Genomic DNA, 13,578 nt, shown 5'->3' with positions numbered 1-13,578 from the left:
AGCAAAACAAAAACGCGCGACATTCGTCACGCGTTTTTTGTTTTTGTAAATTTATGAATTGCTTTCCACGCTTCTTCTTTTCCAAGTCCTGTTTCAGAAGAGAATAGAACAATTTCATCGCCAATTTCAACAGCAAGCGTTTCTTTTACAACTTTTAAATGCTTTTGCCATTTCCCTTTCGGAATTTTATCGGCTTTCGTCGCAATAATAATTGTTGGGATTTCATAATGCTTTAAGAAATCATACATCATCACGTCATCACTTGTTGGTTGGTGACGTAAATCAACTACTAATACAGCTGCGTCTAATTGTTCACGCGTTGTAAAGTACGTTTCAATCATTTTCCCCCATGCAGCGCGCTCCGATTTAGATACTTTCGCATATCCATAACCTGGAACGTCAACAAAGTGCATCATCTCATTGATTAAGAAAAAGTTCAGCGTTTGCGTTTTTCCTGGTTTAGAAGAAATACGTACTAACTTTTTACGATTTAAAATTTTATTAATAAAGGAAGACTTCCCCACATTTGAACGACCTGCTAATGCAATTTCTGGTAAATCACTGTCTGGATATTGTTCTGGTTTAACAGCACTAATTACAATATCTGCTTTTGTTACTTTCATTGTTTCACTCCTACTAATGCGTGCTCCAATACTTCATCTAAATGAGATGCAAGCACAAACGTAAGGTTTTCTTTTACGCTCTCTGGAATATCATCTAAATCTTTCTCGTTTTCTGCTGGCAAAATAATTTTTGTTAAGCCTGCGCGGTGAGCACTTAATGTTTTTTCTTTTAAACCACCAATTGGTAATACACGACCACGAAGTGTAATTTCACCTGTCATACCGACTTCTTTACTTACAGGAATACCTGTTAGCGCAGAAATAAGTGCCGTTGCCATCGTAATACCTGCTGACGGTCCGTCTTTTGGAACTGCTCCTTCTGGAACGTGAATATGAATATCATTTTTCTCATGGAAATTCGGATCGATCTGAAGCTCTTCTGCACGAGAACGTATATAACTAAACGCAGCTTGTGCTGATTCTTTCATAACATCCCCAAGTTTCCCTGTTAAAATTAGTTTCCCTTTTCCTGGCGCTACAGAAACTTCAATGGCAAGTGTATCGCCGCCTGCTGCTGTGTAAGCTAGACCTGTTGCCATACCAACTTGGTCTGTTTTTTCAGCTTGCCCATAACGGAATATGTGTTTACCAAGTAAATCAACAATCTTTTTCTCTGTCACAACGATACGTTTACGTTCTGCTGTAACGATAATCTTCGCTACTTTACGGCAAACTTTTGCAATTTGGCGCTCTAGCGTACGAACACCAGCCTCACGTGTATAATAACGAATAATCTCAAGCAGCGCTTCATCACGCACTTGTAAATTACCTTTTCGTAAGCCATGTTCTTTTAATTGTTTCGGCAATAAATGCTCACGAGCAATGTGTACTTTTTCAAGTTCTGTATAGCCAGCAATCGAAATGATTTCCATACGGTCAAGTAATGGACCTGGAATACTTGAAAGTGTATTAGCAGTTGCTACAAACATAACTTTTGATAGATCATATGGTTCTTCAATGTAATGATCACTGAAGTTATGGTTTTGTTCTGGATCTAATACTTCAAGTAATGCCGCTGATGGATCTCCACGGAAATCGTTAGACATTTTATCAATCTCATCTAATAAGAAGACTGGATTAACTGTTTTCGCCTTTTTCATACCTTGAATAATGCGTCCTGGCATTGCTCCAACATATGTACGGCGGTGACCACGAATTTCAGATTCATCACGCACACCACCAAGAGATACACGGACGAAGTTACGATTCAATGATGTTGCAATTGAACGCGCTAACGAAGTTTTGCCGACCCCAGGAGGGCCTACTAAACAAAGGATAGGTCCTTTTAATGAATTCGTTAACTTCTGTACAGCTAAATATTCAAGTACACGCTCTTTCACTTTTTCAAGACCGTAATGATCGTTATTTAAAATCTCTTCCGAATGAGCAAGATCAATTATATCTTCTGTTGCCTCTGTCCACGGAAGCGCTAATAACCAATCAATATAATTGCGAATAACACCACTCTCCGCAGAACTTGCTGGTAACTTTTCATAACGATCTAATTCTTTCAGCGCAGCCTTCATTGTTTCTTCCGGCATTCCTGACTGTTCAATTTTCTCACGAAGTTCTTCTACTTCTCCGCCCTTGCCTTCTTTGTCGCCAAGTTCAGTTTGAATCGCCTTCATTTGCTCACGTAAGAAATATTCTTTTTGCGTGCGCTCCATGGAACGTTTCACTTTTTGCCCAATTTTCTTTTCTAGGCTAAGTAACTCTTGTTCATCTTGAATAATTGAAATAAGTGTTTGTAATCGTTCTTTTACAGATACAATCTCTAGAATCTCTTGTTTCTGCTTCGTTTTAATCGGCAAGTGAGAAGCAATTAGATCAGCTAATCTCCCTGGTTCTTCCACATCAGCTACCGTTGCAAATGTTTCATTTGAAACTTTTTTCGAAACTTTAATATATTGTTCGAAATGCTCCAGTAACGTACGCATAAGAGCTTTCTCTTCTAAATCATCTTCTACTTCTTCAGTTACCGTTTTAATCGACACTTGTACTACATTTTCTTCTTCGATAAACTCTATTACTTCTGCTCTATGTAAACCTTCCACAAGGACACGAAGCGTACCGTTCGGCAATTTTAACATTTGCTTCACTTTCGCCACCGTACCTACACTATATATGTCATCTTCTTTCGGATCATCGATATTCATTTCTTTTTGCATTGCTAAAAAGATGATATTTTCATCCATTGCCGCCTGCTCTAGTGCTTGTATCGATTTATCACGTCCTACATCAAGATGCAAAACCATCGTTGGATATACGAGAACGCCTCTTAATGGTAGGAGGGGCACGATTCTTTCGTTCGTATTCATACTAGACATAGCACCTCCATAATAAATTAAACTCCTGTTCAACTATTTTATATTACAATACACCTAGATGCAATTGCTGAGATTCCGCGCAATTGTAAATAGCTTGTTTTTCTACCTCACGAAAAGAAAAAAGACTCCGATTAAGCATACAAACTTAAACGAAGTCTGGCAAATTTTATTATTGTTTATTTTCACATAGATTGTGCATCAGTTTCGTCTACCTTAGTATGTACATCTAGCTCTCTATGCATATTTTCTTGCATAAACGTTAACTCAAATACTTCTTTTAACTTACGGACAGGAATAATTTCAATTCCCTTGATCGTATACAAAAATGGTTGCATATTTTCAGCAGGAATAATGACTTTCTTAGCTCCCGCTTTTTTCGCAGCTTTTATTTTTGCGTACACGCCACCAATAGGTTTTACTTCTCCGTGTATACTTATTTCCCCTGTCATCGCTACTTCATTATTTACATACGTGCGGTGCACCGCAGAATATACACCTGTTGCCATAGCGATTCCTGCAGAAGGGCCATCAATCGGGATACCACCTGGAAAATTAATATGTATATCATATCCTTCTGGCAACACATCTAAAGAACGAAGTACTGTTAATACATTATCAACAGAGCCTTTCGCCATACTTTTACGACGAATCGATTTCGTTTGACTACCAATACTTTCTTCTTCCACAATTCCGGTAACATTTACCGATCCTTTATCTTTCGCCTTGATTGCTGTTACTTCAATTTCTAATAACGCACCTGTATTTGGTCCGTATACAGCAAGACCATTTACAAGACCAATCCTTGGAATCGGATAAATGCGCTTTTCATATTTCGGTGTAAGCTGACTTGAGTGAACAACCCACTCTATATCTTCATCCTTAATGAAAGAACGTTCTTCATTTATCGCCATACCAGCAGAGATTTGCACGAGATTAATCGCTTCTCGTCCATTCCTTGCATACATCCCGATCATTTCAATACCATTTTCACCTATTTGCATTTCCACTTTTTCCGCGGCATTTTTCGCTACTTTTTGAATTTCTTCCGTATCTAATTCACGGAAAAATACTTCTAAGCAACGTGACCGAATAGCAGGAGGAATTTCCTCTGGCGAACGTGTCGTTGCTCCAACTAAGCGAAAATCTGCCGGTAAGCCTTTTTGGAAAATATCATGTATATATGTTGGGATCATCGTATTTTCTTCACTATAGTACGCACTTTCTAAAAATACTTTTCGATCTTCTAACACCTTTAACATTTTGTTCATTTGAATCGGATGGAGCTCGCCAATCTCATCAATAAACAAAATACCACCATGTGCATCTGTTACAGCACCTTTTTTCGGTTGCGGAATACCTGCTTGCCCCATCGCCCCAGCACCTTGATAAATCGGATCATGCACCGAACCTATTAAAGGGTCTGCGATACCACGTTCATCAAACCGAGCTGTTGTCGCATCAAGTTCAATAAATGTTGCATTCGTACGAAATGGAGATTTAGGATTTCGTTTCGCTTCTTCTAATACAAGACGTGCTGCCGCTGTTTTCCCAACACCTGGCGGGCCATATATGATTACATGTTGCGGATTCGGACCACAAAGAGCCGCTTTTAACGACTTAATTCCGTCCTCTTGCCCTACAATATCTAAAAAGGTTGTAGGACGCACCTTTTCTGCTAGCGGCTCTGTTAAAGAAATCTCACGCATTTTACGAAGCTGTTCTAATTCTTTTTTCGATTCTCGATCAATTGAAACTTTTTGTGTTCGTTGATTTCGAAGTAAATGCCAGAAATACAATCCGACAATTACACCAAAAACAAGTTGAACAACTAAAAATATATTTGTCCAGCTCATTATTTATTTCCTCCCGCAATATTTTATCTCTTAGTATTTCCGCGGAGGAACGTAGCTAAACATAAAGAAAAACAGCAATTATAAAAATTGCTGTTTCCCTTTCGCATTATGCAGATGTTTTTGTATCAAGTACAGTACCGTCTTGTAACACCAATTTTGGCGGCTCATTATCAGCTACTGTTTCTTTTGTAAGAATACACTTCTCGATATCTTTACGAGATGGAAGTTCGAACATTACATCAAGCATTAAGCCTTCAATAATAGAACGAAGTCCACGAGCACCCGTTTTACGTTCAATTGCTTTTTTCGCAATTTCGATTAGTGCACCTTCTTCAAACTCTAACTCAACATCGTCAAGCTCCAATAATTTTTGGAATTGCTTAACAAGTGCATTTTTCGGTTTCGTTAAAATATCAACAAGAGCATCTTCATCAAGTGGCTCTAGGTTCGCAATAACTGGAAGACGACCGATAAACTCTGGAATTAAACCAAATCTTAAAAGATCCTCTGGTAATACGTGAGATAAAACATGCTTCTCATTCACATCAGCATTTTTCTTCTCAGAACCAAATCCAATTACTTTTTCACCAAGGCGACGTTTAATAATCGGCTCAATGCCATCAAACGCTCCACCACAAATGAATAAGATGTTCGTTGTATCAATTTGAATAAACTCTTGGTGCGGATGCTTACGACCACCTTGAGGTGGAACGCTTGCTACAGTACCTTCTAAAATTTTCAGAAGTGCCTGCTGCACACCTTCACCAGATACATCACGTGTAATTGATGGATTTTCGGACTTACGTGCCACTTTATCAATCTCATCAATATAAATGATTCCTTTTTCCGCTTTCTCTACATCATAATCAGCTGCTTGAATTAATTTTAGTAAGATATTTTCTACATCTTCCCCAACATATCCAGCTTCTGTTAAAGATGTTGCGTCCGCGATTGCAAATGGAACATTTAAAATACGCGCTAAAGTTTGTGCCAGTAATGTTTTACCACTACCTGTTGGCCCGATAAGTGCGATATTACTCTTCGCTAATTCTACATCATCAATTTTGCTGTTAGAATTAATGCGTTTGTAATGGTTATATACCGCTACCGCTAGTGCTTTTTTCGCGCTATCTTGCCCGATGACATACTCATCTAAGATTTCACGAATTTCTACCGGTTTCGGTACATCTTTGAATTCTACTTCTTCGTCCTTCGCAAGCTCCTCTTGTACAATTTCAGTACAAAGTTCGATACACTCGTCACAAATGTAAACACCTGGACCTGCCACTAACTTTCGAACTTGCGTTTGTGTTTTACCACAGAAAGAACATTTTAATTGCCCTTTTTCATCATTAAATTTAAACATATTTTCACACCCCTTACAAAGTGCTAACCTCTTGCCTTCGTATGTACACGATAAATGTATCGTATGTAAATACATATTATGTCACTACGTGGCGAGAAATACAAATAATATGACTAGTTATGTACAAATAAAAAATTTTTAAAACTTTTGAAATATGTATATTCGACTTGTAAAGGAACTTTTCCTTCTCCATCGAAAAGTTTTATAAATATATTTCTATATTTATAAAACAAGGCACGATTTTAATCGTGCCTTGTTATTTTATTATGCAGCGTTTTCTACTAAGAAGTCTACAGCTTTACGCACTTTAAGATCTTCAGCTAAAGCGTCTACGCTTCCAAGAGCTTGCTTGATAGCGTCTACTGGCATACCGTACATTTCAGCCATTTTTTCAACTTCTGCAGTTACTTCTTCTTCAGTAACTTCGATGTTTTCAGCTTCAATGATAGCTTCAAGAACAAGATTGATTCTTACACGTTTTTGTGCATCTTCTTTCATTTGCTCTTTTAATTTGTCAGCATCAGTACCTGTGAATTGGTAGTAAAGCTCAAGGTTCATACCTTGTTGGCTTAAACGTTGCTCGAATTCACGAACCATACGATCTAACTCAGTGTTGATCATAGCTTCTGGAATTTCGATTTCAGCGTTAGCAGCAGCTAATTCTACTACTTCGTCACGTACTTTGTGCTCAGCTTCGTGCTTTTTGCCTTCTTCTAAGTTTGTGCGAAGTTTTGCTTTTAATTCATCAAGAGTTGCAACCGCTTCGTCTGCTTCTTTAGCGAACTCGTCGTTTAACTCAGGAAGTTCTTTTGTTTTGATTTCGTGAATTGTTACTTTGAATGTTGCTGGTTTGCCAGCTAATTCAGCAGCATGGTACTCTTCTGGGAATGATACTTCAACGTCTTTAGACTCACCAGATTTAAGACCGATTACTTGCTCTTCGAAACCTGGGATGAATGTACCAGAACCGATTGCTAGAGAGTAGTTTTCGCCTTTTCCGCCTTCAAATGCTTCGCCATCAACGAAACCTTCGAAGTCGATTACAGCTGTATCACCGTTTTCAACAGTTCCTTCTTCTTTAACAACTAGTTCAGCTTGACGTTCTTGTAAAGATTTTAATTCGTTCTCTACATCTTCGTCAGTTACAGTTGTTTCAACTTTTTCTACTGCTAAACCTTTGTACTCACCTAATTTAACTTCAGGTTTCACTGTAACTTTTGCAGTGAAGATAAGGTTAGCATTTTTTTCGAACTTCTCGATGTCGATTTCAGGATGATCAACTGGGAAGATACCAGCTTCTTCAATCGCTTCACCGTATGCTTTTGGTAAAATGATATCTAAAGCATCTTGGTATAAAGATTCAATACCAAAGCGTTGTTCGAATAATGGACGAGGCATTTTTCCTTTACGGAAACCTGGTACGTTAATTGTTTTTACTACTTTTTTGAACGCAGCGTCGATAGAGTTGTTTACTTCTTTAGCATCAACTTCGATTGTTAAAACGCCAACGTTACCTTCTAATTTTTCCCATTTTGTAGACATTTATTCTTTCCCTCCAACTATAATAATGTATGCACATACCTCTATAGATTAAGATCTTCATTATCTCTTTTTTGAAATAACAAATACACAAATAATCCTCTAGCAAAAGCTTTCAGATATAATGTTCCAATCTACTAATTGCCCAGAAGACAACTACGGTATATTTTGTTCGAGAATAATATGAAACATATTAAGTAAGAGAATTACACTTCTCTTCTCTTACAAACAGGCAGTTTTCTGCCTTTTGCAACCCTTACATTATAACATAGAATATGCTCGTTTCAAGAACTGAACGATTCTTTTTCATAATTATACGGGCAAATATCCTTCTCTTTCAACACGTAATAACCATTGATAGGCAATATGAAACTCTTCCAATTCGATATTGTATGCTGCCATAAGCTCTTCTTCATCAATAGCCAATCCGAAACGCTTTCTTCCAATTCTCTCTAAAACAGCTGACCAAATCTCTTCTTTATCCATTAATAGAGCAAATGGGAAAACACTAATTTGCAATTCTTTCCAATATGTAACCATTGCTTCAAATATATCGGGATAATTTTGCTCTAATCGACTTGATAATTTATGTATAATGTTATTGGATTGCTCCTCATTATGACCTGTAAATGCTGGAATTACCTTAATCGTATTCCCAAACTTTTCTACCTCTATTTCCTCTTCTACCTGACTTTCTATCATTTTATACAAAATAGAAGTTTTCAAATAGGGGTGTTGCTCTTCTTCTATTAAAAATTTCTTTAAAACAGGTAATGCAAGATCTAAGTCTTTTAACGAAAGTCGCTGAATCGCTCTTAGCTTCTGTCCAAAGTTTTCTCCAAAAATTTCATTAGTAAACTCATCCAACTCAAAATTTGAATCCACTAGCGATGCGTCTCCCTCATTGAGCATACCTTCTGCAAATAAAGCAAGTTGCGCTAATTTTTCCTTTTGATCAGGCATTATATCTTTCGTTTGTAAAACCTTTTCAACAGTTTCAATAACACCTTCATAATCATTTGTTTGAACTAAAATAGTCACGTACGTTTCAAGAATATCACCAAATAAGACAACTCCTGTTTTAAGCAACTGTTCACATTTGTCTTTCGCTTCTTCCATACGTTTTAATTCGAGTAAACAAATAACTGAAGCTAATTCCGTTTGTTCCGTTTCCGCATTATACTGACGTAATATTTCAAAGCAGCGCAATGCATCTTCGAACTTCCGCTCTTTCAGCGCTAAAAAACCTTCATCAATATAGCGCTCTGATAGTTGTGGAAACAATACGACCGTATTTTCTTTTTTATCCATACGTCCGCCTCTTTTTCTTGATTTTAATTATGTTCAAAGTAAATATATCAAATGCGTAATGAGAACACAACATCCCAAAACTATTTGTTTGAAATATAAAAATATTTAATTTTTACATTCCAATACGAATAAATCTCTACTAAAAATTAAAATTGTACAAATAAAAATCCCCAGCAACAAGCGCAGAGGATTCATCATTAATGGAAAGCTTTTATAATTGTGGGGTATATTACAAGGGTAATAATTTGGAGAACAATAATTGCCATAACAATCATGCTAAAATAGAAGATTGGTTTACTTCGCTTCATTAAAAACATAATAATAAGCATCGTACAAGCAAACAAACTTAAGAAGAACAAACTTGTTGTCGAACTAAGTATACCACTTGGGACAAAGAACAATAACACTACACTACAAGTACCTATAATTCCAAATAACCATTCCATTCATTCACTCATTCCCTTTCCCTCTCATGGCTGTTTTCTCTAAGCAATCAAATGTTTCACAACATCAACTACATACGTTAATTTCTCATATGCTACAAATCCAAAAGCAACCGTTAAGCCCGTTACAACTAATCCTTTCATCATTTCTGCCTCCTCGTTTTATCGTTGTTATCTTCATTATAAAAGATTAGCAATTTGTTACCATCGAACTACCTTACAGTTACCTTACAGAATTGTAAGATTTCAAAAGAGGATAGAAAAACACCTCACATAGCTTAAGGTGCTTTCACGGAATTTCTCTATAATCACTTGCAAAATTAACTTTTTTCTCTTGGTTATTTTTTGGAGAATCCAATCTTAAACTAATAGATTTACTAAATAATTTAGGATCAAAATAATTATTCATTACTTTTCTTAACTTACCTTCAGATATTTTCGTATTACAAGAAAACAAAGGATGAAAATGATGTTAATATATTTTTATACAATTAAGAATTTAATTTACAAGGGGGATTATATATGTTTAAAAAAATGGCCGCAGATGTATTAGGACTAAGCGATGTAGGTTCTGTTATTACACCTAAAGACTATGATAAGGTCGATGCCGATGATTATGTAATGCATGAAGATGGAGAGAAAATTTACTTTCTAATTAAATCGAAATCAGATGAATATTGCTTCACAAACAAAGGGTTAATTCACTTAGACGGTACAAGCGCAACAAGTAAAAAACGTACACTACGCCGCTTTCGTTATAGTAAATATCAAATTAAAAACGTAGCACTCGAAACTGCAGGAACGATTGATTTAGATGTAGAAATTAAGTTTCAAATGGGCGATGAACATTACTCAATTGATGTTCATAAAAAACATATTGAAGAATTAAAAGATTTATATAAGGCTTTACTTAAAATCGAAGAAATTTCATACGACAACGATATTACATTACAATATGCACATAAAAGTTTAGATATGGCATCTAATGCCTTTAGCCGCATTTCAAACGCACAAGTAAATTTAGCAGAGCAATTTAAAGAAATGAACGAGATTGCCTTTAACTGGCTTGTTGATACGAAGAAACAATATAATGTGAAAGATTATGGTTTTGTATTTGAGAAGTTTATTAACAACTAATTTAAAATACACAAAAAACCTTGTTATCAAGAGATAACAAGGTTTTCTTAGCGTCCCAGGAGAGATTCGAGCTCCCGCTCCGCCCATTTCCGTACTATTTTATATATTTTGATCGCAGTCTTAATATATCTTCTCCTTCGCGAATGCCTGCCGATCCCTTCCTCACATTTTTTACGACAGTCCAATTCGGGTTAGTTTCATCACCGATGTTCTGTACTGTAAAATTGCCATCACCATATTTTCGGTGGCCTTCTGCCAATTTCTCCGTTAAATCATTCTCATTTGATCTCGCCATCTTTGCGCCATCTCCCTTTTTTATACGACCTTCTTAAACCATCTAACCAATCACAGGTCCAGTCAATTGGAGATTCTCATTTTCCGCTTCTATTAATTGTAACACACTGCCGGGGATAAGTTCCGATAACTGCTGCTCAACCGTACTAGAATGGTAAAGAATTTTATAATATTGCAAGTAAACAATTAAGAGAATCTGGATATGGATTTGAGTTCCATCATAAACCTATTAATTCTTTAAATTAAATAAGATGAATAGGGCGCATAAATGGCGCTCTTTTTATTTAAGGAAAAAAAGTACATATGCAACTGCTTAATATCAAAGGAAAGGTCGCAAATATTAAGCATGAACTACACTTATAACCCAAACATCAAATTTTAGACAAACAAAAAACCTTGTTATCTTTTGATAACAAGGTTTTTTTAGCGTCCCAGGAGAGATTCGAACTCCCGACCGTACGCTTAGAAGGCGTATGCTCTATCCGGCTGAGCTACTGGGACATGGAGCGGGTGAAGAGAATCGAACTCTCGACCAGAGCTTGGAAGGCTCTTGTTTTACCACTAAACTACACCCGCATATGTTATTTTCTTTTCTTCGTTAGCGCCGTTGCCCTATCGACAATATTTATTATATGTATAACCACACATAAAGTCAACACCTTTTTTAAAAGAGGATAAATTTTCTTATCCTCTTTTAAAAACTGCCTGTTCAACTAGTTGTCCGTCTAACGTTTCAAAACGAACTTCCATTTGATTTTCATCCATTTCTAATAAAGCAAATGTCTTTTCTACACGCTGACGTGGTAATAAAATACTGCCTGGATTAATAAATAAAACGCCCTCGATTAATTCCGCACCTAATACGTGAGAATGTCCGAAGCATGCAACTTGCGCTCCCACTTCTTCAGCATGGTACGCTAGCGTTTGTAATGTCATTTTTACATTATGTCGATGCCCATGTACAACTAAGAAGCGAATTCCATCTACATCAGTTACAATTTCATCTTGAAAGTTAGCATAATCACAATTTCCTTTTACAACATGGAAACCTTGCAGCTCTTCATGAGCAGGCGTTAGCTCTGAATCACCGCAATGAATCATGATATCTACTTTCCCTTCATACTTCTCTTTTAACTGCTGTAATTCCTTCACAGAGCTATGACTATCGCTTACGATTAAAGCTTTCATCAATCTCTCTCCCTTATTCTCCTAAAAACCATTCAGGGATTTTTTCTTCTAGCTTACGAAGAGCACGTCCGCGGTGACTAATAGCATTTTTTTCATCTGAACTTAATTCCGCCATTGCTTTTTTGTATTCTTCCACATAAAAGATCGGATCGTATCCAAAGCCATTTTCTCCGCGGCGTTGTTCTAAAATAAATCCTTCACATGTCCCGTTTACAATGACAGGCTTTTTATCACCTTCAGGGAAAGCTACTGCTAATGCACAGTAGAAGCGAGCTTTACGCTTATCAAACGGTATTTCATTTAATTCTTGTAAAACTTTATCAATATTCGCTTGATCATCTTTTGGCTCTCCAGCAAAACGAGCTGAATACACGCCTGGTTTCCCGTTTAACGCATCTACAATAAGACCTGAATCATCCGCAATTACAATTGCATTCAACTGTCTACTCAAACTATCCGCTTTTAAGATCGCATTTTCTTCAAATGTTTCACCAGTTTCTTCAACTTCTTCAATATGAGGAAAATCGTGTAATGATTTCACTTCTAAATCAAATCGCTCAAATAACTCAGCAAATTCACGTACTTTCCCCATATTTTTTGTCGCTACAACAACTTGTTTCATACTTTCCACCTCTACTCTATATGAGATACGATGTCACCTAACGCTTCTTTTTGCATATCAATCAGTTGGAAAATGCCTTGTTCTGCTGCATCAAGTAATTCATTTAACTGCGCTCTACTAAACGTCGCTTCTTCTCCAGTTCCTTGCACTTCAACAAACTGACCTTTTCCAGTCATAATTACATTCATATCAACGTCTGCTTTAGAATCTTCTGCATAGTTTAAATCTAAAACAACACCTTGCTCTTCAACAATTCCTACTGACGTTGCTGCTAAATAATCTTTTACTGGAATTTTAGATACTTTTTCTGCTTGTAATAACTTCTCAAACGCTAATACCATCGCTACGTATGCACCTGTAATCGAAGCTGTTCTCGTTCCACCATCTGCTTGGATGACATCACAGTCAATCCAAACTGTTCTCTCGCCAAGCGCTTCTAAATCAACTACCGCACGTAATGCTCGTCCAATTAAGCGCTGGATTTCCATTGTACGCCCTGTTACTTTCCCTTTGCTTGACTCCCTAATCGTACGTTGTTCTGTTGCACGCGGAATCATCGCGTATTCAGCTGTTACCCATCCTTTTCCTTCTCCACGCATAAACGGTGGTACACGCTCTTCAATTGTTGCTGAGCAAATCACCTTTGTATCCCCAACTTCAATTAATACAGATCCCTCTGGATGTTTTAAATAATTCGTATGAATATGTATATGGCGTAATTCTGTTTTCTCTCTACCATCTACTCGCATAAAAATAACCTCCTCTTAATTACTACTCGTTAGTATAGCCAAATTTAAATGTATGATATGTATACAATAAAAGAAGGAGAACCCAAAAAGCAATTCTCCTTTCTTACTTAAGTATATCAAATTATT

12 protein-coding genes, 2 tRNA genes and 1 pseudogene are annotated in these 13,578 nt (G+C 36.8%); 2 read left to right on the top strand and 13 right to left on the bottom strand.

Annotation, left to right across the window (positions count from 1 at the left end; translation table 11 throughout):
- Positions 1-26: 26 nt before the first annotated feature.
- The 7 genes from ysxC to ACTFRM_RS15210 form a co-directional block, all read right to left on the bottom strand.
- Entirely contained in the window at positions 27-623 is a 597-nt protein-coding gene (gene ysxC, locus ACTFRM_RS15240) for a ribosome biogenesis GTP-binding protein YsxC (protein WP_000869116.1), read from the bottom strand.
- Positions 620-2,950: an endopeptidase La gene (gene lon / locus ACTFRM_RS15235; protein ID WP_000097289.1), complete on the bottom strand. Its 2,331-nt coding sequence runs from the start codon at positions 2,948-2,950 to the stop codon at positions 620-622. Before lon ends, ysxC begins: the two co-directional genes overlap by 4 nt.
- Positions 2,951-3,132: 182 nt before the next feature.
- A complete protein-coding gene (lonB, locus tag ACTFRM_RS15230) occupies positions 3,133-4,803 on the bottom strand; it encodes an ATP-dependent protease LonB (protein WP_000119176.1) in 1,671 nt (556 codons plus the stop codon).
- A gap of 106 nt (positions 4,804-4,909) precedes the next feature.
- Positions 4,910-6,169, bottom strand: coding sequence for an ATP-dependent protease ATP-binding subunit ClpX (clpX, locus tag ACTFRM_RS15225; protein WP_000472289.1), 1,260 nt, complete (start codon positions 6,167-6,169; stop codon positions 4,910-4,912).
- Between the two features lie 264 nt (positions 6,170-6,433).
- Entirely contained in the window at positions 6,434-7,711 is a 1,278-nt protein-coding gene (tig, locus tag ACTFRM_RS15220) for a trigger factor (protein WP_000105215.1), read from the bottom strand.
- Positions 7,712-8,020: 309 nt separating this feature from the next.
- Positions 8,021-9,019 carry a hypothetical protein gene (locus ACTFRM_RS15215; protein ID WP_000358277.1) on the bottom strand — a complete coding sequence of 333 codons (999 nt, stop codon included), beginning with the start codon at positions 9,017-9,019 and terminating at the stop codon, positions 8,021-8,023.
- 197 nt (positions 9,020-9,216) lie between these two features.
- Complete coding sequence (locus ACTFRM_RS15210) at positions 9,217-9,465, bottom strand: hypothetical protein (RefSeq protein ID WP_001983650.1); 249 nt, start codon at positions 9,463-9,465, stop codon at positions 9,217-9,219.
- 519 nt (positions 9,466-9,984) lie between these two features.
- Here ACTFRM_RS15210 and ACTFRM_RS15205 point away from each other — a divergent pair.
- Entirely contained in the window at positions 9,985-10,599 is a 615-nt protein-coding gene (locus ACTFRM_RS15205) for a PH domain-containing protein (RefSeq protein ID WP_000473863.1), read from the top strand.
- A gap of 94 nt (positions 10,600-10,693) precedes the next feature.
- On the opposite strand, the gene ACTFRM_RS15200 is transcribed toward ACTFRM_RS15205, so the two are convergent.
- Positions 10,694-10,894, bottom strand: coding sequence for a hypothetical protein (locus ACTFRM_RS15200; protein WP_000124460.1), 201 nt, complete (start codon positions 10,892-10,894; stop codon positions 10,694-10,696).
- Between the two features lie 152 nt (positions 10,895-11,046).
- Here ACTFRM_RS15200 and ACTFRM_RS15195 point away from each other — a divergent pair.
- Positions 11,047-11,139, top strand: a pseudogene (locus tag ACTFRM_RS15195) (DUF6572 domain-containing protein); the annotation flags it as partial.
- Between the two features lie 181 nt (positions 11,140-11,320).
- Here ACTFRM_RS15195 and ACTFRM_RS15190 read toward each other — a convergent pair.
- The 5 genes from ACTFRM_RS15190 to rph all read right to left on the bottom strand — a co-directional run bounded on the left by ACTFRM_RS15190 (position 11,321) and on the right by rph (position 13,452).
- Positions 11,321-11,394: transfer RNA gene (locus tag ACTFRM_RS15190), tRNA-Arg, on the bottom strand.
- Position 11,395: 1 nt separating this feature from the next.
- A tRNA-Gly gene (locus ACTFRM_RS15185) sits at positions 11,396-11,469 on the bottom strand.
- Positions 11,470-11,577: 108 nt separating this feature from the next.
- Entirely contained in the window at positions 11,578-12,081 is a 504-nt protein-coding gene (locus tag ACTFRM_RS15180; protein WP_000645488.1) for a metallophosphoesterase, read from the bottom strand.
- Positions 12,082-12,094: 13 nt separating this feature from the next.
- Positions 12,095-12,703 (bottom strand): XTP/dITP diphosphatase, encoded by a 609-nt coding sequence (locus ACTFRM_RS15175; protein ID WP_000815939.1) that lies wholly within the window; start codon positions 12,701-12,703, stop codon positions 12,095-12,097.
- Positions 12,704-12,714: 11 nt separating this feature from the next.
- Positions 12,715-13,452 (bottom strand): ribonuclease PH, encoded by a 738-nt coding sequence (rph, locus tag ACTFRM_RS15170; RefSeq protein ID WP_001261765.1) that lies wholly within the window; start codon positions 13,450-13,452, stop codon positions 12,715-12,717.
- Positions 13,453-13,578: the final 126 nt, after the last annotated feature.

Origin of the sequence: Bacillus cereus group sp. MYBK227-1, assembly GCF_051916325.1 — a bacterium.
Lineage (GTDB): Bacteria > Bacillota > Bacilli > Bacillales > Bacillaceae_G > Bacillus_A > Bacillus_A cereus.
Note: the sequence above shows the minus strand (reverse complement) of the source record. Positions and strands in the feature narration are given on the sequence as shown.

What these genes read in the sequence shown, in the direction of transcription:
- ysxC (WP_000869116.1), bottom strand. Translation starts at nt 623, where the DNA reads ATGAAAGTAACAAAAGCAGATATTGTAATTAGTGCTGTTAAACCAGAA.
- lon (WP_000097289.1), bottom strand. Translation starts at nt 2,950, where the DNA reads ATGTCTAGTATGAATACGAACGAAAGAATCGTGCCCCTCCTACCATTA.
- lonB (WP_000119176.1), bottom strand. Translation starts at nt 4,803, where the DNA reads ATGAGCTGGACAAATATATTTTTAGTTGTTCAACTTGTTTTTGGTGTA.
- clpX (WP_000472289.1), bottom strand. Translation starts at nt 6,169, where the DNA reads ATGTTTAAATTTAATGATGAAAAAGGGCAATTAAAATGTTCTTTCTGT.
- tig (WP_000105215.1), bottom strand. Translation starts at nt 7,711, where the DNA reads ATGTCTACAAAATGGGAAAAATTAGAAGGTAACGTTGGCGTTTTAACA.
- ACTFRM_RS15215 (WP_000358277.1), bottom strand. Translation starts at nt 9,019, where the DNA reads ATGGATAAAAAAGAAAATACGGTCGTATTGTTTCCACAACTATCAGAG.
- ACTFRM_RS15210 (WP_001983650.1), bottom strand. Translation starts at nt 9,465, where the DNA reads ATGGAATGGTTATTTGGAATTATAGGTACTTGTAGTGTAGTGTTATTG.
- ACTFRM_RS15205 (WP_000473863.1), top strand. Translation starts at nt 9,985, where the DNA reads ATGTTTAAAAAAATGGCCGCAGATGTATTAGGACTAAGCGATGTAGGT.
- ACTFRM_RS15200 (WP_000124460.1), bottom strand. Translation starts at nt 10,894, where the DNA reads ATGGCGAGATCAAATGAGAATGATTTAACGGAGAAATTGGCAGAAGGC.
- ACTFRM_RS15180 (WP_000645488.1), bottom strand. Translation starts at nt 12,081, where the DNA reads ATGAAAGCTTTAATCGTAAGCGATAGTCATAGCTCTGTGAAGGAATTA.
- ACTFRM_RS15175 (WP_000815939.1), bottom strand. Translation starts at nt 12,703, where the DNA reads ATGAAACAAGTTGTTGTAGCGACAAAAAATATGGGGAAAGTACGTGAA.
- rph (WP_001261765.1), bottom strand. Translation starts at nt 13,452, where the DNA reads ATGCGAGTAGATGGTAGAGAGAAAACAGAATTACGCCATATACATATT.